At 60.5% G+C, this 19,319-nt stretch carries 16 protein-coding genes, 2 tRNA genes and 1 riboswitch; of the genes, 13 read left to right on the top strand and 5 right to left on the bottom strand.

What is annotated here, in order from left to right; translation table 11 throughout:
• Positions 1 to 14 precede the first annotated feature (14 nt).
• The 4 genes from JHD64_RS05155 to JHD64_RS05140 all read left to right on the top strand — a co-directional run bounded on the left by JHD64_RS05155 (position 15) and on the right by JHD64_RS05140 (position 3,355).
• Complete coding sequence (locus JHD64_RS05155; protein WP_110313125.1) at positions 15 to 1,352, top strand: cytochrome bc complex cytochrome b subunit; 1,338 nt, start codon at positions 15 to 17, stop codon at positions 1,350 to 1,352.
• 17 nt (positions 1,353 to 1,369) lie between these two features.
• Positions 1,370 to 2,131 carry a cytochrome c1 gene (locus JHD64_RS05150; protein ID WP_199052487.1) on the top strand — a complete coding sequence of 254 codons (762 nt, stop codon included), beginning with the start codon at positions 1,370 to 1,372 and terminating at the stop codon, positions 2,129 to 2,131.
• A gap of 156 nt (positions 2,132 to 2,287) precedes the next feature.
• Complete coding sequence (locus JHD64_RS05145) at positions 2,288 to 2,890, top strand: glutathione S-transferase N-terminal domain-containing protein (protein ID WP_082693274.1); 603 nt, start codon at positions 2,288 to 2,290, stop codon at positions 2,888 to 2,890.
• Between the two features lie 9 nt (positions 2,891 to 2,899).
• On the top strand, positions 2,900 to 3,355 hold the full coding sequence (locus JHD64_RS05140) for a ClpXP protease specificity-enhancing factor (RefSeq protein WP_199052486.1): 456 nt from the start codon (positions 2,900 to 2,902) through the stop codon (positions 3,353 to 3,355).
• A 45-nt stretch (positions 3,356 to 3,400) separates the two neighbouring features.
• Here the strand turns inward: JHD64_RS05140 and JHD64_RS05135 are convergent, their stop codons facing one another.
• On the bottom strand, positions 3,401 to 5,056 hold the full coding sequence (locus JHD64_RS05135) for a histidine kinase N-terminal 7TM domain-containing protein (RefSeq protein ID WP_199052485.1): 1,656 nt from the start codon (positions 5,054 to 5,056) through the stop codon (positions 3,401 to 3,403).
• Positions 5,057 to 5,160: 104 nt separating this feature from the next.
• Positions 5,161 to 5,225, top strand: a riboswitch (S-adenosyl-L-homocysteine riboswitch).
• A 70-nt stretch (positions 5,226 to 5,295) separates the two neighbouring features.
• Here JHD64_RS05135 and ahcY point away from each other — a divergent pair.
• Positions 5,296 to 6,711 carry an adenosylhomocysteinase gene (gene ahcY / locus JHD64_RS05130; RefSeq protein WP_059284733.1) on the top strand — a complete coding sequence of 472 codons (1,416 nt, stop codon included), beginning with the start codon at positions 5,296 to 5,298 and terminating at the stop codon, positions 6,709 to 6,711.
• A 135-nt stretch (positions 6,712 to 6,846) separates the two neighbouring features.
• Positions 6,847 to 7,683 carry a methylenetetrahydrofolate reductase [NAD(P)H] gene (gene metF, locus JHD64_RS05125; RefSeq protein ID WP_059284732.1) on the top strand — a complete coding sequence of 279 codons (837 nt, stop codon included), beginning with the start codon at positions 6,847 to 6,849 and terminating at the stop codon, positions 7,681 to 7,683.
• Positions 7,684 to 7,752: 69 nt separating this feature from the next.
• On the opposite strand, the gene JHD64_RS05120 is transcribed toward metF, so the two are convergent.
• From JHD64_RS05120 to JHD64_RS05110, 3 genes are all read right to left on the bottom strand, one after another.
• Positions 7,753 to 9,612 (bottom strand): GGDEF domain-containing protein, encoded by a 1,860-nt coding sequence (locus JHD64_RS05120; RefSeq protein WP_199052484.1) that lies wholly within the window; start codon positions 9,610 to 9,612, stop codon positions 7,753 to 7,755.
• A gap of 133 nt (positions 9,613 to 9,745) precedes the next feature.
• Positions 9,746 to 10,840, bottom strand: a complete 1,095-nt coding sequence (locus JHD64_RS05115; protein WP_199052483.1) for an ABC transporter substrate-binding protein — start codon at positions 10,838 to 10,840, stop codon at positions 9,746 to 9,748.
• Positions 10,841 to 10,907: 67 nt separating this feature from the next.
• A complete protein-coding gene (locus JHD64_RS05110; protein WP_089085887.1) occupies positions 10,908 to 11,393 on the bottom strand; it encodes an Lrp/AsnC family transcriptional regulator in 486 nt (161 codons plus the stop codon).
• A 490-nt stretch (positions 11,394 to 11,883) separates the two neighbouring features.
• Here JHD64_RS05110 and hppD point away from each other — a divergent pair, with 490 nt between their 5' ends.
• From hppD to JHD64_RS05075, 7 genes are all read left to right on the top strand, one after another.
• Positions 11,884 to 12,966, top strand: a complete 1,083-nt coding sequence (hppD, locus tag JHD64_RS05105; protein ID WP_199052482.1) for a 4-hydroxyphenylpyruvate dioxygenase — start codon at positions 11,884 to 11,886, stop codon at positions 12,964 to 12,966.
• Positions 12,967 to 13,067: 101 nt separating this feature from the next.
• Positions 13,068 to 14,198 carry a homogentisate 1,2-dioxygenase gene (locus tag JHD64_RS05100; protein WP_199052481.1) on the top strand — a complete coding sequence of 377 codons (1,131 nt, stop codon included), beginning with the start codon at positions 13,068 to 13,070 and terminating at the stop codon, positions 14,196 to 14,198.
• A gap of 59 nt (positions 14,199 to 14,257) precedes the next feature.
• On the top strand, positions 14,258 to 15,241 hold the full coding sequence (locus JHD64_RS05095) for a fumarylacetoacetate hydrolase family protein (protein WP_199052480.1): 984 nt from the start codon (positions 14,258 to 14,260) through the stop codon (positions 15,239 to 15,241).
• Positions 15,234 to 15,884 (top strand): maleylacetoacetate isomerase, encoded by a 651-nt coding sequence (gene maiA, locus JHD64_RS05090; RefSeq protein ID WP_199052479.1) that lies wholly within the window; start codon positions 15,234 to 15,236, stop codon positions 15,882 to 15,884. The genes JHD64_RS05095 and maiA overlap by 8 nt, the downstream gene beginning before the upstream one ends.
• Before the next feature lie 123 nt (positions 15,885 to 16,007).
• Positions 16,008 to 16,083: transfer RNA gene (locus tag JHD64_RS05085), tRNA-Phe, on the top strand.
• 20 nt (positions 16,084 to 16,103) lie between these two features.
• A tRNA-Phe gene (locus JHD64_RS05080) sits at positions 16,104 to 16,179 on the top strand.
• Positions 16,180 to 16,272: 93 nt separating this feature from the next.
• On the top strand, positions 16,273 to 17,100 hold the full coding sequence (locus JHD64_RS05075; RefSeq protein WP_199052478.1) for a Cof-type HAD-IIB family hydrolase: 828 nt from the start codon (positions 16,273 to 16,275) through the stop codon (positions 17,098 to 17,100).
• A 268-nt stretch (positions 17,101 to 17,368) separates the two neighbouring features.
• Here JHD64_RS05075 and ptsG read toward each other — a convergent pair whose 3' ends face one another.
• Positions 17,369 to 19,150: a PTS glucose transporter subunit IIBC gene (gene ptsG, locus JHD64_RS05070; RefSeq protein ID WP_199052477.1), complete on the bottom strand. Its 1,782-nt coding sequence runs from the start codon at positions 19,148 to 19,150 to the stop codon at positions 17,369 to 17,371.
• Positions 19,151 to 19,319: the final 169 nt, after the last annotated feature.

Genomic DNA, 19,319 nt, shown 5'->3' with positions numbered 1-19,319 from the left:
GCTTAGGGGGAAAAATGAGCAAAGGACAAAAGCTGCTGAACTGGATTGACGATCGCTTCCCGCTGTCGTCGATGCTGAAAGAGCACGTTACCGAGTACTACGCACCGAAGAACTTCAATTTCTGGTACTTCTTCGGCTCGCTGGCCATGCTGGTGCTGGTTATCCAGATCGTGACCGGTATCTTCCTCACCATGAACTACAAGCCGGATGGCACGCTCAATGGTGCCGGCATTCCGGTGGCATTCGCCTCGGTGGAATACATCATGCGTGATGTGGCCGGTGGCTGGATCATCCGCTACATGCACTCCACCGGTGCCTCCATGTTCTTCGTGGTGGTTTACCTGCACATGTTCCGTGGCCTGATCTATGGCTCCTACAAGCAGCCGCGCGAGCTGGTGTGGGTGTTTGGCTGCCTGATCTTCCTGTGCCTGATGGCCGAAGCCTTCATGGGTTACCTGCTGCCCTGGGGCCAGATGTCCTTCTGGGGCGCACAGGTGATCGTGAACCTGTTCGGTTCCATCCCGGTCATCGGTCCGGACCTGTCGGTGTGGATTCGTGGTGACTTCGTGGTATCCGATGCCACGCTGAACCGCTTCTTCGCCCTGCACGTGATTGCTGTGCCGCTGGTGCTGCTGGCCCTGGTGGTGGCTCACCTGATTGCCTTGCACGAAGTGGGTTCCAACAACCCGGACGGCGTGGAAATCAAGAAACTGAAGGACGAAAAGGGCATCCCGCTGGATGGCATTCCTTTCCATCCCTACTACACCGTGAAGGATATCTTCGGTGTGGCCGTGTTCCTGATCGTGTTCTCCGCCATCGTGTTCTTCCTGCCGGAAATGGGTGGCTACTTCCTCGAGCATCCCAACTTCGACCAGGCTGACCCGCTGAAGACCCCGCCGCACATCGCGCCGGTATGGTACTTCACCCCGTTCTACGCCATTCTGCGTGCCATTCCGTCCTTCCTGGGTACCCAGGTATGGGGTGTGATCGGCATGGGCGCTGCGGTGGTGGTGATTGCCTTCCTGCCGTGGCTGGATCGTTCGCCGGTCAAGTCCATCCGTTATCGCGGTCCGAAGTTCAAGTTCATGCTGGTCTTGTTCATCATCGCCTTCATCGGTCTGGGCATGCTGGGCGCCATGCCGCCGACGGCTGGCCGTACCCTGATTTCGCAGATTCTTTCGTTCATCTACTTTGCCTTCTTCCTGGGTATGCCGTTCTACACCAAGAACGATGTCGGCTCGGTACCGGTACCGACCCGCGTGACGGAGACCAATGGCAAGCGCCAGTTGCAGTTCCTGGTGCTGGTGGCGGTGACGATCATCGCGGCCTATCTGTTCGGCACCAACGTGTAAGCAAGGGGAAAGGACATATGAAAAGCAAAATCCGCCACCTGATCGCTGCCATGGCGCTGGTGTTGCCGGTCAGCGGCACGGTTCTGGCCAATGAAGGCCCGACGCTGGAAAAGGCGCCGATCGACATTCAGGACACGGAAAGTCTGCAGCGCGGCGCGCAGATCTTCAGTAACTACTGCCTGTCCTGCCACTCGGCCAGCGCCATGCGCTACAACCGTCTGGAAGACATCGGCCTGTCCGAAGAGCAGATCAAGGCCAACTTGCTGCCTGACGGCGCCAAGATCGGCGACCAGATGAACATCAGCATGGACAAGAAGGATGCCAAGGTATGGCTGGGTGCGGCACCGCCGGACCTGTCGCTGATTGCGCGTTCGCGTGGTGCTGACTACCTGTACGCCTATCTGCGTGGCTTCTACCGTGATCCGACTCGTCCTACCGGCTGGAACAACCTGGTGTTCGACAAGGTCGGCATGCCGCATGTGCTGTGGGAAATGCAGGGCGAGCAGGTACTGAAGATCGAGAAGAACGCCGCTGGCCATGAAGAGCACAAGCTCGAACTGGTCAAGGCCGGTAGCCTGACCAAGCTGGAAAACGGCAAGGCCAATACCGTGGAGTTTGACAAGCGCATGGCTGACCTGACCAACTACCTGGTCTTCATCGGCGAGCCGGCACAAGTCAAGCGTCACCAGATCGGCTATGTGGTACTGATGTTCCTGGGCCTGCTGCTGTTGCCGCTGACCTACTTCCTGAAGAAGGAATACTGGAAAGACGTGCATTAAGCCCGGCTGCTGCATGACGAAAAAGGCGGAAATTTCCGCCTTTTTTCTTTTGTAATCATGGCTTTGCGATGTAGTTGTGGAAATTGCCTGCCTGAAAATGGTAAAATCACCGCTTCGATCGAAAATGATTGCCTCTGTCAAGGATATCCGCTAGCCATGATGACTCTTTATTCTGGAATTACCTGCCCCTTCAGCCAACGTTGCCGTATCGTGTTGTATGAAAAGGGAATGGATTTCGAGATCATCGATGTGGACATTCACAACAAGCCGGAAGATCTGGCTGTGATGAATCCCTACAACGAAGTGCCGGTACTGGTAGAGCGCGACCTGATCCTGCACGAATCCAACATCATCAATGAATACATCGATGAGCGTTTCCCGCACCCGCAGCTGATGCCGGCCGATCCGGTGATGCGTGCCCGTGCCCGCCTGTTCCTGCACCGTTTCGAGAACGAGCTGTTCTGCAATGTGAAGGTGCTGGAAGCAGGCGCAACCGGCAAGGAAGCCACCAAGGCCCGTGAAGCCATCCGTGACGGCCTGACCACCATTGCCCCGGTATTTGCCAAGCAGAAGTTCATGCTGGGCGATGACTTCTCCATGATCGACGTGGCCATCGCCCCGCTGATGTGGCGCCTGGAGCATTACAATATCGACCTGGGCAAGCATGCTGCGCCCATCCTCAAGTACGCGGAACGCATTTTCCAGCGCCAGTCTTTCATTGACTCGCTGACCCCGTCCGAAAAGGCCATGCGCAAGTAAGGAATGACCATGAGCGCCAGCACCAAGCCTTACATGATCCGTGCCCTGTATGAATGGTGCACGGATAATGGCCATACGCCGTTTCTGGTGGTGTGGGTGGACGAGCACGCCGATGTCCCGCGCGAGTATGTGAAGAATAACGAAATCGTGTTGAATATTGCAGCCGGGGCCACCCAGAACCTGCGTATCGACAACGAATGGGTGTCGTTTTCCGCGCGGTTTGCCGGGGTGTCGCGTGATATCTGGGTGCCTGTCGGCAATGTGATGTCCATTTTCGCCCGCGAAACCGGCGAAGGGATGGGCTTCGAGGTCGAGCTGGGCAGTGCGGCGGCGACGCCGGCACCGGCACCGGCTCCGGCGCTGTCTCCGGTCGCCGCCAGCGAAACCGAGCCGGCCGCGGGCAAGGCAGAGGATGCCGCTGCACCGCGGCCCAGTGGTCGGCCCAGCTTGCGCATCGTCAAGTAAGGCCACTGCTGTACCATGCCAAGCCGGGACGCGTTCCCGGCTTTTTTATGGTTCCTTGCTGACCATGTGGGCTTGCAGCAAGGGAATGTCGGTCAGCTCCTGCAGCGGATTGCCATGCAGCCTGACCTGGTTTTTGCCATGAGCCTTGGCTTCGTACAAGGCCATGTCCGCCAGCTGGTAAAGTTTGGCGAAACTATTGCCATCACTGGGGTAGCAGGCAATGCCACAGGAGAAGGTGGACGAAAATTCCACTCCTTCCACCCTGTAGCGCAAATCGGAAAAACGGCGGCGTAGCATTTCCAGCCGCATCCAGCCATTGCGTTGATCAGCCGCAGGCAGTACCACGATGAATTCCTCGCCCCCCAGCCGGCAAACGATATCGGCCTGACGACAATGGCGGCGCAGCAGGTCGGCCAGCGCACACAGTACCTGATCGCCGGCCATGTGGCCGTAGCGATCATTCACCCCTTTGAAATTGTCCAGATCGATCAGGGCAAAGGTCAGCGGCTGTTGTTCGCGTTCGGCCCGGCTGATTTCCCGGCTGAGCGTCTCCTCCAGATAGCGACGGTTGTAAAGTCCGGTCAGCGGGTCGTGCAGGGCCTGTTCGCGCAGGGTGTCCTGCAGGGTTTCGATTTCATCGATGCGGTTTTTCAGTTGCATATAAGCCTGATGCAAGGCTTCCTCGGCGCGGCGCTGGCGCGAAATGTCGCGCAGCACCAGCATGCGGCCACCCAGGGTGACCCCCGACTCCCGGATGGGAAAGGCGCGTACTTCCAGAATGGCGCGTGAGCCCGGGCCATTCAGTTCCACCTGATGGGCCCCATCCTGATCGGCGACCGCAAGCAGTGCGGCAATCTGCAATGGCTGGCCGCACAGTACGGCGGCTGGCTTGCCAAACAGGTTGGCCGCCGCCGGGTTGATATCGAGCACGGTCTTGTTGGGGTCAATCACCACGATGCCATCCCCCATGGCATTGAAGGCATTGCCACGGGCAATGGGCACGACATACAGCATGCGCAGATAAAGCAGGTCAAAGGCAAACACCATGCCGGTGATGGCAAAGCACAAGGGGGTGGGGTCCAGCCCGCGCAAAGGGATGTTGCCGGACAGATAAAGCAGATTGCCAGCCCAGGGAACGATGGCGCCCAGCATCAGGATCAGCGACTGGCCACGGTAATGGGGAGGGTAAAAGTGCAGGGTCCGCAGCAACAGCAAGGAGCCCAGCAGCATCATCAGATAGGAATAGCCGGCGACCAGCAGCCAGAACAAGGGGCCGTGGTTGAAAATCAGCAAATTATAGCCAGATGGTGAAGGCTGATAACTGCTCCAGATCAGGCCGTGCCGTTCATTGCTGATGGCCAGCGCCAGACTGAGCAGGGGGATGAGGAACAGCATGGCGATGCTGCGCAGGCGCAGTGCCTTGTCCAGCTGGTTGTAGTCGGCGGCCAGCAGGAAAAACAACACTGGCGCGCTGAGAGTGCCGAGGTATTCCAGCTTGGACCAGAAAATTTTCTCGCGCAGCATGGAAGAGGACAATTCCAGCATGGCACTGCCGGCCCATATCGTCACTGCCAGCATCAGCCAGGCCAGCCAGCGCGCGCCCGTCACCTGGCGTCGCTCCCAAGCCAGGATGCCGATGGTGGCAGCACTCAGTGCAGCCAGGCCGGCAGTCGCTGAAATGGTGGTGAATACAAAGGACATGCGCTTCTCTATGCAATATGACTATGCTGATGGCAATGTTGAAGTGTAACCCCTGTCAGCGAAGTTTCATCCACATTTTTACGTCTCTAGGTATAATTACGGCACTCCCGAGGAGCGCTGCGAGGTTCATCCCCAGGCTCGGGCTTCTTGCAAACGGCGCTCACCTGACTAAACTCCGTGCCGAAGCCGGAATAGCGGGTGAGCCGCGTTCTGGCCGGCGTGTAAAAGGACTTTGCACGATGGCTGAATTCACCGATTTCCATGTCGCCGACATCAACCTTGCCGCCTGGGGGCGCAAGGAACTGGCAATCGCCGAAACCGAAATGCCCGGACTGATGGCGCTGCGCGAAGAATTCGCGCACCAGAAGCCGCTGCGTGGTGCGCGCATCGCCGGTTCGCTGCACATGACCATCCAGACTGGGGTGCTGATCGAAACCCTGGTGGCACTGGGTGCCGATGTACGCTGGGCTTCCTGCAATATCTTCTCCACGCAAGACCACGCCGCTGCTGCCATTGCCGCGGCCAATATCCCGGTGTTTGCCTTCAAGGGCGAGAGCCTGGACGAGTACTGGGAGTTCTCCCACAAGATCTTCGAATGGCCTGAGGGTCAGGAAGCCAACATGATTCTGGACGATGGCGGCGACGCCACCTTGCTGCTGATGCTGGGCAGCAAGGCCGAACAGGATCGCAGCGTGATCAGCCACCCGGCCAATGAAGAAGAAACCGCGCTGTTTGCCGCCATTGCCCGTTATCTGGAAGTGGACCCGCACTGGTACTCCAAGCGTCTGCCGCATATCAAGGGCGTCACCGAAGAAACCACCACCGGTGTGCATCGCCTGTACCAGATGCAAAAGGAAGGCCGCCTGCCGTTCCCGGCTTTCAACGTCAACGACTCGGTCACCAAGTCCAAGTTCGACAATCTGTACGGCTGCCGCGAATCGCTGGTGGATGGCATCAAGCGCGCCACCGACGTGATGATCGCCGGCAAAGTGGCCGTGGTATTGGGTTACGGTGATGTGGGCAAGGGCTGCGCCCAGAGCCTGCGTGGCCTGGGTGCCACCGTGTGGGTGACCGAAGTGGACCCGATCTGCGCGCTGCAAGCCGCGATGGAAGGCTACCGCGTGGTACGCATGGATGATGTGGCCGACCAGGGCGACATCTTCGTCACCACCACCGGCAATGTGTCGGTGATCACCCATGATCACATGGTCAAGATGCGCAACAACGCCATCGTGTGCAATATCGGCCACTTCGACAGCGAAATCGAAGTCGCCAGCCTGCGCCAATACCAGTGGGACAACATCAAGCCGCAGGTGGATCACATCATCTTCCCGGCTCAGGGTAATGAACCGGCCAAGCGCATCATCCTGCTGGCCGAAGGCCGCCTGGTGAACCTGGGCTGCGCCACCGGCCACCCCAGCTTCGTGATGTCCAACTCCTTCACCAACCAGGTGCTGGCGCAGATGGAAATCTTCCAGCACGGTGAAAAGTACGGCAAGGAAGTCTATGTGCTGCCCAAGCATCTGGACGAAAAAGTGGCCCGCCTGCACCTGAAGCGTATCGGTGCCAACCTGACCGAGCTGACCGACGAGCAGGCTGCTTATATCAGCGTGCCCAAGCAGGGTCCTTATAAGCCGGCGCACTATCGTTATTGATAGCGGGCTGTAAGGCAAACGGACAGGGCAGGGTAGAATGCACCTGTCCGTTTTTCTATCCGCGGGCTGCTACCGCTTTGACACGCTGCAGTATAAAAACAAAGCCTGCCGCTCCGAGCAGGGACAGAGACGATCATGAACCAACAGAAAAAAACCTTCAGCTTCGAGTTTTTCCCGCCCAAGACCCCCGAAGGCGTGGCCAAGCTGCGTACCACGCGCCAGCAGCTGGCGCAGTTCAAGCCGCAGTTTTTCTCGGTGACCTTCGGTGCTGGCGGCACCACCCGCGATGGCACCCTGTCCACCGTGCTGGAAATCCGCAGCGAAGGCCATGCCGCCGCGCCGCATCTGTCCTGCATCGGCTCGACGCGGGAAAACATCAGCGCCATCCTCAACGAATACCGCAATCACGGCATCCGTCACATCGTGGCGCTGCGTGGTGACATGCCGTCCGGCATGGTGGCCGCTGGTGAATTCCGCTATGCCAACGAGTTGGTCGAGTTCATCCGCAGCGAGCATGGCGACCATTTCCATATCGAAGTGGCGGCCTATCCGGAATTCCATCCGCAGGCCAAGTCGGCCGAGGACGACCTGAACAATTTCGTGCGCAAGGTCAAAGCCGGTGCCAACTCGGCCATGACCCAGTATTTCTTCAATGCCGATGCCTACTTCCGCTTTGTCGACGAGGCGCAGGCGCGTGGTGTGGACATCCCCATCGTGCCGGGCATCATGCCGATTGCCAACTTTGGCCAGCTGTGCCGCTTCTCCGACATGTGCGGGGCCGAAGTGCCGCGCTGGCTGCGTCAGCGCATGCAGTCCTACTATGACGACACGGCCTCCATCCGCGCCCTGGGGCTGGATGTGGTGACCGAGCTGTGCGACCGTCTGCTGGCCAATGGCGCGCCGGGCCTGCACTTCTACACCCTGAACCAGGCGGGCCTGGTGTCCACCGTATGGCAGCGACTGGGTTTGTAAGCGCTAGCATGCCATCATGAGAAAGCCCGGCATTGCCGGGCTTTTTGCATGGTCGGGCGACGCCGCAGATCAACCGCTGTGCGGTGTTGCCGCATGGGCGCCGGCCGTTTCCACCCGGTTGCGCCCCCGGTGCTTGGCCAGATACAGCGCCTTGTCGGCATCGCGCATCAGCTGGTGTTCGGACTGTGGCGGTCCCTGCAGGCTGGCCACGCCGATGCTGATGGTGACCCGGTCGCCGGCACTGCTGCGACCATGGGCAATGGCCAGCTGCCAGACGGCCTGGCGGATGGCTTCTGCCAGCGTGGCCGCCGCCGTGGCCTGGTAGCCCGGCAACAGCACGGCGAATTCCTCGCCGCCTACCCGCGCCACCAGATCGGTGGCGGCGGGGAGCTGTGACTGTATGCAGAGCGCCACCTGGCGCAGGCACTGGTCGCCGGCGAGGTGGCCATAGCTGTCATTGAATTGCTTGAAAAAATCGATGTCGATCTGCAAGACGCTCAGCGCCTTGCCTTGGTCGCGCGCCTCGCGGACGCACAGGGCGAGCTGCTCGTCGAAATGGCGCCGGTTGGCAATGCCGGTCAGGCCATCGCTGAAGGCCATGCGCGCCAGGTCGGCATTGGCGGCGTGCAGCTGCTGCTGAGCCAGGCCCAGTGCCTGCAGCTGCTGGCGGCGGATGATGGTATTGGCCAGCGTTTCACCCAGCAGGCGCGCCTGCTGCTGTTCCTTGCCCAGCCACTGGCGCGGGTGGCTCACCATGTCGCAGCCGAACAGCCCCACCGGGCGGCCCATGTGATCGATGCGCAGCATGAACAGGCTTTGTACCCCGTGTTCTTCCAGTTCCTGGCGCTCCAGCACGGCCTGCTCGGGCAGCGCAGCCAGCGTATCCACTGACAGCAGGCCATGCTCCTGCAATTGCTGACAGGCCCAGCTGCGCTGCAGCATGCTCTGGCCTTGCAGGGCGTGGGTGGTGGGCGGGATGCCGGAAGCGCACCATTCGTGCACGGTATTGACCAGCCAGTCATCGGCAAAGCTGATCAGATAACAGCGCTCTACCTGCATGAAGTGTCCGATCTCGCCCAGTGCCATCTGTGTGGCCTGATCGATGTCATGCAGCGGAATATTGATGAAGCGGGTGGAAATGCCGGCAATCAGCTGCTGAAAGCTGAGCAGCTGCTTGAGCTCGCGCGTGCGTGCGGTCACCAGGCCGGCCAGCTGGTCGCGATGGCTGGCCAGTTCGTTTTCGATCCGCTGCCTTTCCTGCAGGTAGTGGCTGATATTGTTGCTCATGCTGCGGAAGGCCAGCGCCAGTTCGCTCAGCTCATTGTCGATCTGGCCATGCTGCTGGCCGGGCAGTAGCGGTGGCAGCTGCATGCCGGGCTGATAGTTGCGCACGATTTCCGCCATGCCTTGCAGCGGGCGCACCAGCCGGCGGTTGAACAGCAGCCACAGCAGCAGGGCCAGGCCGAAGAAGCCCAGCAGGAAGGCCAGGGTGGCGCTGGCCACTTCCTGGCGCATGGCGCTGTAGATGTGCTGGCGGGAAACGGTCAGCTGCAGGCTGCCAATTGCCTCCATGCTGTGTGGCGAGTACAGGGGCAGCTGGTATTGGCCGCTATTATCCGGCCCGCCCTGTTCCGGGTTGTCATAGCGCAGCGACTGGCCCAGCTCGGTGCGCAGGACCACACTCTGCACGCCGGGAATCTGCGCGATCAGCCGTAACTGCAGCTGGATGGCCGGAATATCCACATCCCAGGCACTCTGGCTGAGCAACGGCAGGTAGAGGCGCGATACCGTGGCCGGTATCGCATCCATCTGCTGCTGACCGTTGCGCCAGACCAGGGCGGCTTTCAGGCCGGTCACCACAGCCCCGAACAGCAAGGTATACAGCAGCAGCTGCCAGATCAGCTGGCGGGTGAGTCTGCGGGTTGGCATATGCCAGCTCCTATGGCCTGTTAGCGCGATGCGGCACGGCAGAGTTTGTTAAGAGCGGCTCACAAAAAGGCATTGCGTCCGTGGTGCAAGGTGGCCAACACGCGTGCGCTAGTACGCATCGCGCCAGCAGCGGCTAGTCCAGCACCATGTTGAAGCGAAAGGCGTAGTGCTGCAGGGCTGGATTGGCAAATTTGCTGAACTGTCTGAAACGGATGCTGCTGAAATCATTATCGGCAAATCGATGCTGAAAGTGCAGGGCTTGTGGCGCGGAAATGCTGCTGAACATGGCCGGTTGCAGCTGCAGGCCTTCGCTGGCGAAGTCGCGGCCGTGTTGATAGTCGTACAGCAGCACCAGGCTCCAGGCCCCGGTCATGAAATGGCCGGCGGCCAGGGCGCTGAGCCGTCCTTGCTGGCGTTCGACCATGGCTTGCTGTGAGTTGTTGATGGCGCTGAGCAGTACCTCGCGGCCGGCTTGCTTGCCGCTGCGATGGATGGCTTCTTCCAGGCCGAAGGCCATTTCGTCATTGGCTGCCCACACCAGATTGATCTGCGGATGGCGTTGCAACAGCCACAGCCCCTGCTGCAAGGCGCGCTGGCGTTCCCATTCGCCATAAACCAGCTGCGTCAGCCGCACCTCCGGATGGGCCGCCAGCACGCGCTGGGCGGCGGCCACCCGTTCGCTGGAGGCCGGGGTGGCGTGGTCGCCGGCCATCATCAGCACATGCAGTGGCGTGCCGGGGGGAAAGTGCCGGCTGGCCTCGCTCAGCAGTCCCTGCATGGTGAGCGTGCCGGCGGTGGCATTGTCCGGCGCCAGCGAGCCCAGCCAGTGTTTCAGCCTTTGCCGCGGCAGGCCGCTGTTGCGTAACTGGGTGGGGGTGAGCTGGTTGAAGCTGAGAAAGCAGGGGATGCCGGCCTGCTCCGCCAGCGACAGCAGGGCGGGGCCGGTCAGTTTTTCGTTGACCAGCAGCAGGTAGTCCGGTTTGTGGCGGCGCAGGGTGACGGTGCGGGTCAGCTTGACCATCTGCAAGGGATCGCGTTCGGCGTACAGCACTTCCAGCTGGATATCCAGTTGCTGTGCCGCCGCCTGCATGGCCCGCGTTGCACTGAGCCAATACGCTTCGTCATGGCGCCCCGGCGAAATGAAAGTGACCGAAAATGCCCATGCCGTACTGTGCAACATTATTGCAACAGCCAGGGACAGGGAGTGCAGTTTTCGGATCATGCTCATGCCGGGGCCTTTGCTTATTCCTCCAGGATATATCGGATGGCGCAGCGCTTCAGGCGGGCAGGCCGGCTCACAGGCTGCGGAGCTGGCTGAGCGGTAGCGAGGTCGTGCGCTTGATTTCTTTCAGGACAAAGCTGGATTTCACATCTTCCACGCCTTGCTGTTGTAGCAGCTCATCCATGACAAAGCGCGAGAAATGTTCCAGATCTTCAAAATAAACTTGCAAGAGGTAGTCCATTTCCCCGGTCATTGCAAAGCAATTGATCACTTCCGGCCAGCGCTGGACGGCATCGATGAAACTTTGCACATGGGTATTGCCACGCTTCTCCAGCACGACACGGACATAGGCCTGCAAACCGAGGCCGATTTTTGCCGGGTCGAGCAGGGCGACATATTGACGGATGACGCCGGACTCCTCCAGTTGCTTGAGACGTCTCAGGCAAGGTGAGGGAGAAAGGGCCACTCTTTCCGCAAGCTCCACATTGGTCAACCTGCCGTTGAGCTGCAGCTCCGACAGGATGCGCAAGTCTGTCTTATCTAGCGTAAGACTTGGCATGTAAACTCCTCTGATTTGAATTTTTTGAAATTATATTTCTAGTTATTGTTTGTCTGGGGAATGTTTGCAAGAAAATTGCCAGGCGTTTTCCCTAGAATAAATAGCCTAACCCGGACATTTTACACGGTGGCGCGAGATCACTGGATAATGTCGGCAAAGATAGAGGAGAGCCCCCGGTGAGACACACACAATCGTGCCGCCAGGGAAAGACGACAGCCCCGGCTGTCGCAACGGCATGGCGCACCCCACTGCGTGCACCTGCCGGGTCTGGCCCGTTGCGGCCGGCCGGTTTGCCTGTACAGCCGCCCTGCGCTGTGCCGCCTGCCGACTTGCCGACGCGCCGCCATCTCCTCCGCTTTGTCCATTGTCCCCCTGTCTTGACTGCTGCTGCCGTGCCCGGCCGGTTGTGACCCTTGCCGTATTGCACATCAGCCATTGCGCCCGGCTTGTGATCCAGGTCCGCGCAGCCAATGGATAAAGAGGAGAAAAGATGAAAATGGAAGCACTGCTGCAAAACCCGCTGGCGACCGACGGTTTCGAGTTTGTCGAGTACACCGCCCCCACTGCCGAAGGCATTGCCGATCTGCGCCAGCTGTTCCTGTCGCTGGGTTTTATCGAGGTCGCACGCCATCGCAGCAAGAATGTCAGCCTGTACCGTCAGGGCGACATCAATTTCATCCTGAATGGCGAACCCACCCAGCCCGCCAATGAATTTGGCAAGGTGCACGGCCCCTCCGCCTGTGCCATGGCCTGGCGGGTCAAGGATGCGGCCAGGGCCTATGAATATGCGCTGGCCCACGGTGCCAAGCCTTATGTGCGACCCATCGGCATGATGGAACTGAACATTCCCGCGGTGGAAGGCATCGGTGGCTCGGCACTGTACTTTGTCGATCGCTACGGCCCGGCGCACAATATCTACGATGTGGATTTCCTGCCGCTGGAGGGCGTGGAGCAGCACCCGGCGGGTGTCGGCCTGGTCGAGATCGACCACCTGACCCACAATGTTTTCCGCGGCAATATGGGCAAGTGGGCGGATTTCTACACCGGCATCGGCAATTTCCGTGAAATCCGCTACTTCGATATCGAAGGCAAGCTCACCGGCCTGGTGTCCAAGGCCATGACCAGCCCCTGCGGCAAGATCCGCATTCCCATCAACGAATCGTCCGATGACAAGAGCCAGATCGAGGAATTCCTGCGCGAATACCATGGCGAAGGCATCCAGCACATCGCGCTGACCACCCGCGACATCTACCAGACGGTGGAAACGCTGAAAGCCGCTGGCACCCGCTTCCTGGATACCCCGGACACCTACTACGACAAGGTGGACAGCCGCGTGCCCGGCCATGGCGAGGACCTGGCCCGCCTGCGCAAGAACAGCATCCTGATCGATGGCGCGCCGGTCGAAGGCGCCGGCATTCTGTTGCAGATTTTTACCGAAACCGTCATCGGGCCGATTTTCTTTGAAATCATCCAGCGCAAGGGCAACGAGGGCTTTGGCGAGGGCAACTTCCGCGCCTTGTTTGAATCCATTGAAGAAGACCAGATCCGCCGTGGCGTGCTGAAGGCCGACTGATCCGCACCGTGACTGCGTGGCGCGCAGCCTGCTACTGCGCGCCGCCCCGCTAAATCGACAGCCTGCGGCGCCTGGCGCGCCACAGGCGCAAGGAATGGCCCATGCGCAAATGGATAAGTTTCCCGCACCGGGAAGGGACAATCTCCCGTCAGGCCCATGCCGATCTGCCGGCCGAGGGCATTTATGAACGTGAAGTCGGGCGCAGCGGTTTTTTCGGCCCGGCCACCCATCTGCATCACAAGCACCCGCCCACCGGCTGGTCGGCCTGGGAAGGGCCGCTCCAGCCGCGCGCCTTCGACCTGAACGAACTGCCCAAGGACGTGGCAGCCCCCTGGTCCGCCCCGCTGGTCTTGCACAACAGCCAGTGCCAGCTGCGTATCTGGACCTGCAGCCAGGCCATGACCCAGTTGTTCCGCAATGGCGATGGCGATGATTTGTTATTCATTCATGCCGGCAGCGGCGAGCTGTTTTGCGACTACGGCCACCTGAGCTATCGCGATGGCGATTACATCCTGATTCCACGCTCTACCAGCTGGCGTATCGAGCCGGCCGACACCACCACCATGCTGCTGATCGAGGCCAGCAATGGCGCTTACCAGCTGCCGGACAAGGGACTGGTGGGGCCGCATGCCATTTTCGATGAGGCCATGCTGGATGTGCCGGCCATCGACGATGCCTTCAAGGCGCAGCAGACCGAGGACGAGTGGCAGGTGGTGATCAAGCGCCTGAATGCGCTGTCCACCGTGACCTATCCGTTCAATCCGCTGGATGCCATCGGCTGGCACGGCAATATCGCGGTGGCGCGCATCAACTGGCGCGACATCCGCCCGCTGATGAGCCATCGTTATCACCTGCCGCCCTCGGCGCACAGCACCTTTGTGGCGGATGGCTTTGTGGTGTGTACCTTTGTGCCGCGCCCCATCGAATCCGACCCCGGTGCGCTCAAGGTGCCGTTCTATCACAACAATGACGACTACGACGAAGTCATCTTCTACCATGCCGGTGACTTTTTCAGCCGCGACAATATCAAGCCCGGCATGCTCACCTTCCATCCGGCCGGCTTCACCCATGGCCCGCATCCCAAGGCTTTTGCCAAGGCCATGACCGAGCCGAAGAAATTCACCGACGAAGTGGCGGTGATGATTGATACCCGCAGCGCGCTGGAGCAAGGCCCCGGCCTGCCTGCGGTGGAGTGGACCGGCTATGTCGACAGCTGGAAGCCCAAGACCTGAACCAGATCACCGGGCGGCCGGCGCGACGCGCCACACCGCCCGTCAAGGAAAGCACACCGATGAAACTTGCCACCTACCGCAATCACACCCGCGATGGCCAGCTGATGGTTGTCAGCCGCGACCTCAGCCAAGCCGTCGCCGTACCGCATATCGCCGCCAGCCTGCAGGCTGCGCTGGATGACTGGAGCCGCTGCCAACCAGCCTTGCAGGAAGTGTATGCCGCGCTGAACCAGGGGGCGGTCAACGGTGCCGTCGCCTTCGACCAGTCCGCCTGCCACAGCCCCTTGCCGCGTGCCTATCAATGGGCCGATGGCAGCGCCTACCTCAATCACGTGGAGCTGGTACGCAAGGCGCGCGGTGCCGAAGTACCGGCCAGCTTTTACCAGGACCCGCTGATGTATCAGGGCGGCTCGGATACCTTCTTGCCGCCGCATGCCGATATTCCGCTGGCCGATGTCAGCTGGGGGCTGGATTTTGAAGGTGAAGTGGCGGTGATTACCGACGATGTGCCGCTGGGCAGCCAGCTTGACGATTGCGCCGGGCATATCCGCCTGCTGATGCTGGTAAACGATGTCACCTTGCGTAACCTGATTCCGGCCGAGCTGGCCAAGGGTTTTGGCTTCTTCCAGAGCAAGCCGGCCACCGCCTTCTCGCCGGTGGCAGTCACCCCGGACGAACTGGGCCACGCCTGGCAGGACAGCAAGGTCCATCTGCCGCTACGGGTGGAATACAACGGCAAGCTGTATGGCCAGCCACAGTGCGGGGTGGAGATGCAGTTCAACTTCGCCCAGCTGGTGGCACATGTGGCCAAGACCCGCGCGCTGGCGGCCGGCTCGATTGTCGGTTCCGGCACCATTTCCAATCACGACCGCGCCACCGGCTCTTGCTGTCTGGCCGAGCAGCGCATGATCGAGATCATCGAAACCGGCGAGGCGCGCACGCCTTTCATGCAGCCAGGCGACCGCATCCGTATCGAAATGCTGGATGCTGCGGGCCATTCCATTTTCGGCTGCATCGACCAGCAGGTAGCCGCCGATGACTGAGCGTGTGCTGTATGGCTACTACCGCTCCAGCGCGGCCTACCGGGTGCGCATTGCACTGAATCTGAAAGGCCTGCAATACCGGCAACAGCCGGTCAACCTGCTCAAGGGCGAGCAGCGCGCTCCGGACTATCTGGCACTCAACCCGCAAGGGCTGGTGCCGGCGCTGCTGGATAATGGCCAGTTGCTGACCCAGTCGCTGGCCATCTGCGAGTATCTGGACGAAGCCTATCCGGCTACGCCGGCGCTGTTGCCATCCGGTCTGATCGAACGCGCCCGCGTGCGCGCGCTGGCACTCAGCATCTGCGCCGACATCCACCCGCTGCACAATGCCCGTGTGCTCAAGTATCTGGAGACCGAACTGGGCCAGGACGATGCGCAGAAAACCCAATGGATACGTCACTGGATAGCCAAGGGCTTTGCCCCACTGGAACAGCAATTGGCGGCTAAGCCTATGCCGTTTGCCTGTGGCGATGCCCCCGGCCTGCTGGATGCCTGCCTGGTGCCGCAGGTATTTGCCGCGCGGCGTTTCGGGCTGGAGCTGACGCCGTATCCGCACATTGTGCGCGTTGATGCCGCCCTGGCCAGCCTGCCGGCCTTTGCGGCCGCCCATCCGGCACGGCAGGCCGACGCCCCGGCTGACTGAGCACTGCGCCGGCCGGCCGCGAAAATCAGCCGTCTTTTTCAGGCTTTTTGAAAAATATCTTGACGCAGCATGGCGGCTCTGATTTAATGCGTGGCTCTGATGACGCGAAAGCGTAGCAGTGATGGCCAGTTAGCTCAGTTGGTAGAGCAGCGGATTGAAAATCCGCGTGTCCGTGGTTCGATTCCGCGACTGGCCACCAAATCACCGCAGCTGTCAGACGGCCAGTTAGCTCAGTTGGTAGAGCAGCGGATTGAAAATCCGCGTGTCCGTGGTTCGATTCCGCGACTGGCCACCAGAATCCCTGCAAAAGCCAAGCTCAATGCTTGGCTTTTTGCTTTGCTGCGCCCGCTGCGGTGTAGTCCTGCGGCTACATGGTGGCAGGTGTAAAATGACCCGCTCCCACTACAAGCGGAGTTTTGCCGTGTACCGTTTCATCGCCTCCGATCTGGACGGCACCCTGCTGGATGAACACCACGCTGTCAACGCGCTCACCGCGCAAACCCTGCAACAACTGGAAGCGCAAGGCCTGCGCTTTGCCCTGGCCACCGGCCGCCATTATCTGGATGTAAAAGGCATTCGCGATGCGCTGGGGATTTCCGCCTATCTGATCAGCTCCAATGGTGCACGGGTGCATGACCCGGACAACCGCCTGATCCACAGCAGCAATCTGGACCCTGCCATCGTGCGCCAGATTGCCCAGCCGGAATTTGCCGCCGGCACCATCCTCAATTTCTATCTGGACGATGCCTGGCTGATCGACCAACCCTACCAGTATCTGCTGGACCTGCATGCCGACTCCGGCCTGCATTACCACATTGCACCCTTGCATCAGCATGATGGGGCAGGGGTGGCCAAGGTCCTCTATATTGCGGACCATGCCCATTTGCTGACGGTGGAGGCCAGGCTGCACCAGGCCTTGGGTGAGCGTGCCTATATCACCTTCTCGGCGGACAACTGTCTGGAAGTGATGGCGCCTGGCGTGTCCAAAGGCCATGCCTTGCGGCTGGTACTGGACGAGCTGGGTATCAGCCCGGCCGATTGTCTGGCCTTTGGCGATGGCCAGAACGATATCGAGCTGCTGCAGACAGCTGGCCACCCGCGAGTGATGGCCAATGCCCACCCGCGCCTGGCATCGCAACTGCCGCAGGCGCAAACCGTGGCCAGCAATGTCGAGTCCGGCGTGGCCCGGCATCTGCGCCAGCTGTTTGCCTTGTAGCCGCCGGGCGTTGTTCCGCACGCAATGAAAAATGGCTGCCATCGGCAGCCATTTTGATTGTTGATACGTGGCATCTCGCTTTCTTGCGAGAAAGCGAGGCTCCCTTTCAAGGAAAGGGCGGGGGGATTGGGAATCGATGGGAAGGCTGCGGAATCAAGCAGTGAATCGAAAGGCCCGGCTTTGCCGGGTCCCATACCATCGCACCAAATTACTGTGGCAGCAGCCTGAGGCTGCCAGTGGCAGCCCTTGTTGTTGCTGGCTAAGCTGATCAGCCCTGCAAGGCTTGTGCCAGTACGGCGGCCTGTTCACCCACCACCAGATGCCATACACCCGGCTGGGTCTGTACGCAGGCCACCACGCCGGCTTGCTGGGCGGCCGCCTGATCAAAGGCCGCCGCCTGTTTCAGCTCGACGCGCAGACGGGTATGGGCGATGGCCTCCACCTTTTGCACATTGCCACGGCCACCCAGTGCGGCCAGCACGGCGGTGGCGGTGGCGGCAACTTGCGGATCGGCCGGGGCGCTGCTGACTACTGCCGGAGCATGGGCTGTTGCAGTGGCTGCACTGGCTGCTGCTGCCGCAGGCAGTTCGGCATCGTCACCGGCGGTTTTCAGGTAGATCTCCATATCGGTTTTCAGGTTTTCCGACTGCGGGCCAAAGATGGCCTGAATGCCGCTGCCTACCTGAACCACGCCAGAGGCACCCATGGCCTTGAGCTTGGCCTGGTCTACCTGCGCCGGGTTTTTCACCGCAATACGCAGACGGGTGATGCAGGCGTCCAGATTGGTGATGTTGCTGCGACCACCAAAGGCCAGCACCAGGGCGCGGGCGCGCTGGTCTTCGCTGACGGCGGCCTGAGCCTCGCTGCTTTCATCTTCACGACCCGGAGTTTTCAGGTTGAACTTGAGGATGACGAAGCGGAACACGCTGTAATAGATGACGGCATAGATCGGGCCGAGGATGAACACATACCAGGCATGGTGCGACTTGTTGCCGATCAGGTTGAACATCAAAAAGTCGATGCCACCCTGCGAGAAGGTAAAGCCCATGTGCATGTCCAGCGTATTGGCCACAAACTGGGCCGATGCCGCCAGGCAGGCATGGATGAAGTACAGCACCGGGGCCACGAACAGGAAGGCAAATTCGATGGGCTCGGTAATGCCGGTCAGGAAGGAAGTCAGCGCGGCGGAAATCATGATGCCGCCCACTTTCACCCGGTTTTCCGGCTTGGCAGTGTGCCAGATGGCAATGGCAGCAGCCGGCAGGCCGAACATCTTGAACAGGAAGGCACCGGACAGCACGCCTGCGGTCGGGTCACCGGCAAAGAAGCGGTTGATGTCGCCGTGGATGTGCTTGCCGCTGGCATCGACAAAATCGCCCATTTCAAAGAAGAAGGGCACGTTCCAGATGTGGTGCAGGCCAAACGGAATCAGCAGACGCTCGACGAAGCCGTAGACGGTGGCCGCGGTACGCGGATCGCTGACGGCAGCCCACTGCGAGAAGGACTTGATGGCACCACCGATGGGCGGCCAGACAAAGGACAGCACCGCACCCAGCACGATGGCGGCCACGGCGGTGACGATGGGCACAAAGCGCTTGCCGGCAAAAAAGCCCAGATACTGCGGCAGGCTGATGCGGTAGTACTTGTTGAACATGTAAGCCGCCAGGCCACCGGCCAGAATACCGCCGAACACGCCGGTCTGGATGGATGGCATGCCCATGATGGTGTCGGGTTTCACACCCAGCAGCCCGGCCATCACGCCCAGCGTGGTGGTCATCACCAGGAAGCCGATGGTGGCGGCAATGGCGGCCACGCCGTCATTTTCGGTAAAGCCCAGCGCCACGCCCACGGCAAAGATCAGCGGCAGATTGCCGAAAATCACGTCACCGGCGTTTTTCATCAGCGACAGGATGGCCAGCAGCACGGTGCTTTGGGTGTGGAAGTCGGTGGCACCAATGCCCAGCAGCAGGCCGGCTACCGGCAATACGGCTACCGGCAGCATCAGCGATTTGCCGATTTTCTGCAGAAAAGCGAAGGATTGATCAAACATGATAGTGATTCCTGCGTAATGCCCCCAGCCGCCGGGCGGCGGGGGCCAGCACCGTCCGGGCCAGCCGGACGGCAGGTTTCATTGCGCTTAACGCGCCTGTTGCGCCAGATGGGCGCGCACTTCTGTCACGGTGGAAAGCGCCAGCACCTGCTGCGCCAGCGCACGGCAT

This window comes from Aquitalea sp. ASV15 (assembly GCF_016429115.1).
Classification (GTDB): Bacteria; Pseudomonadota; Gammaproteobacteria; order Burkholderiales; family Chromobacteriaceae; genus Aquitalea; species Aquitalea magnusonii.
This window is presented reverse-complemented; position numbering and strand designations above follow the sequence as displayed.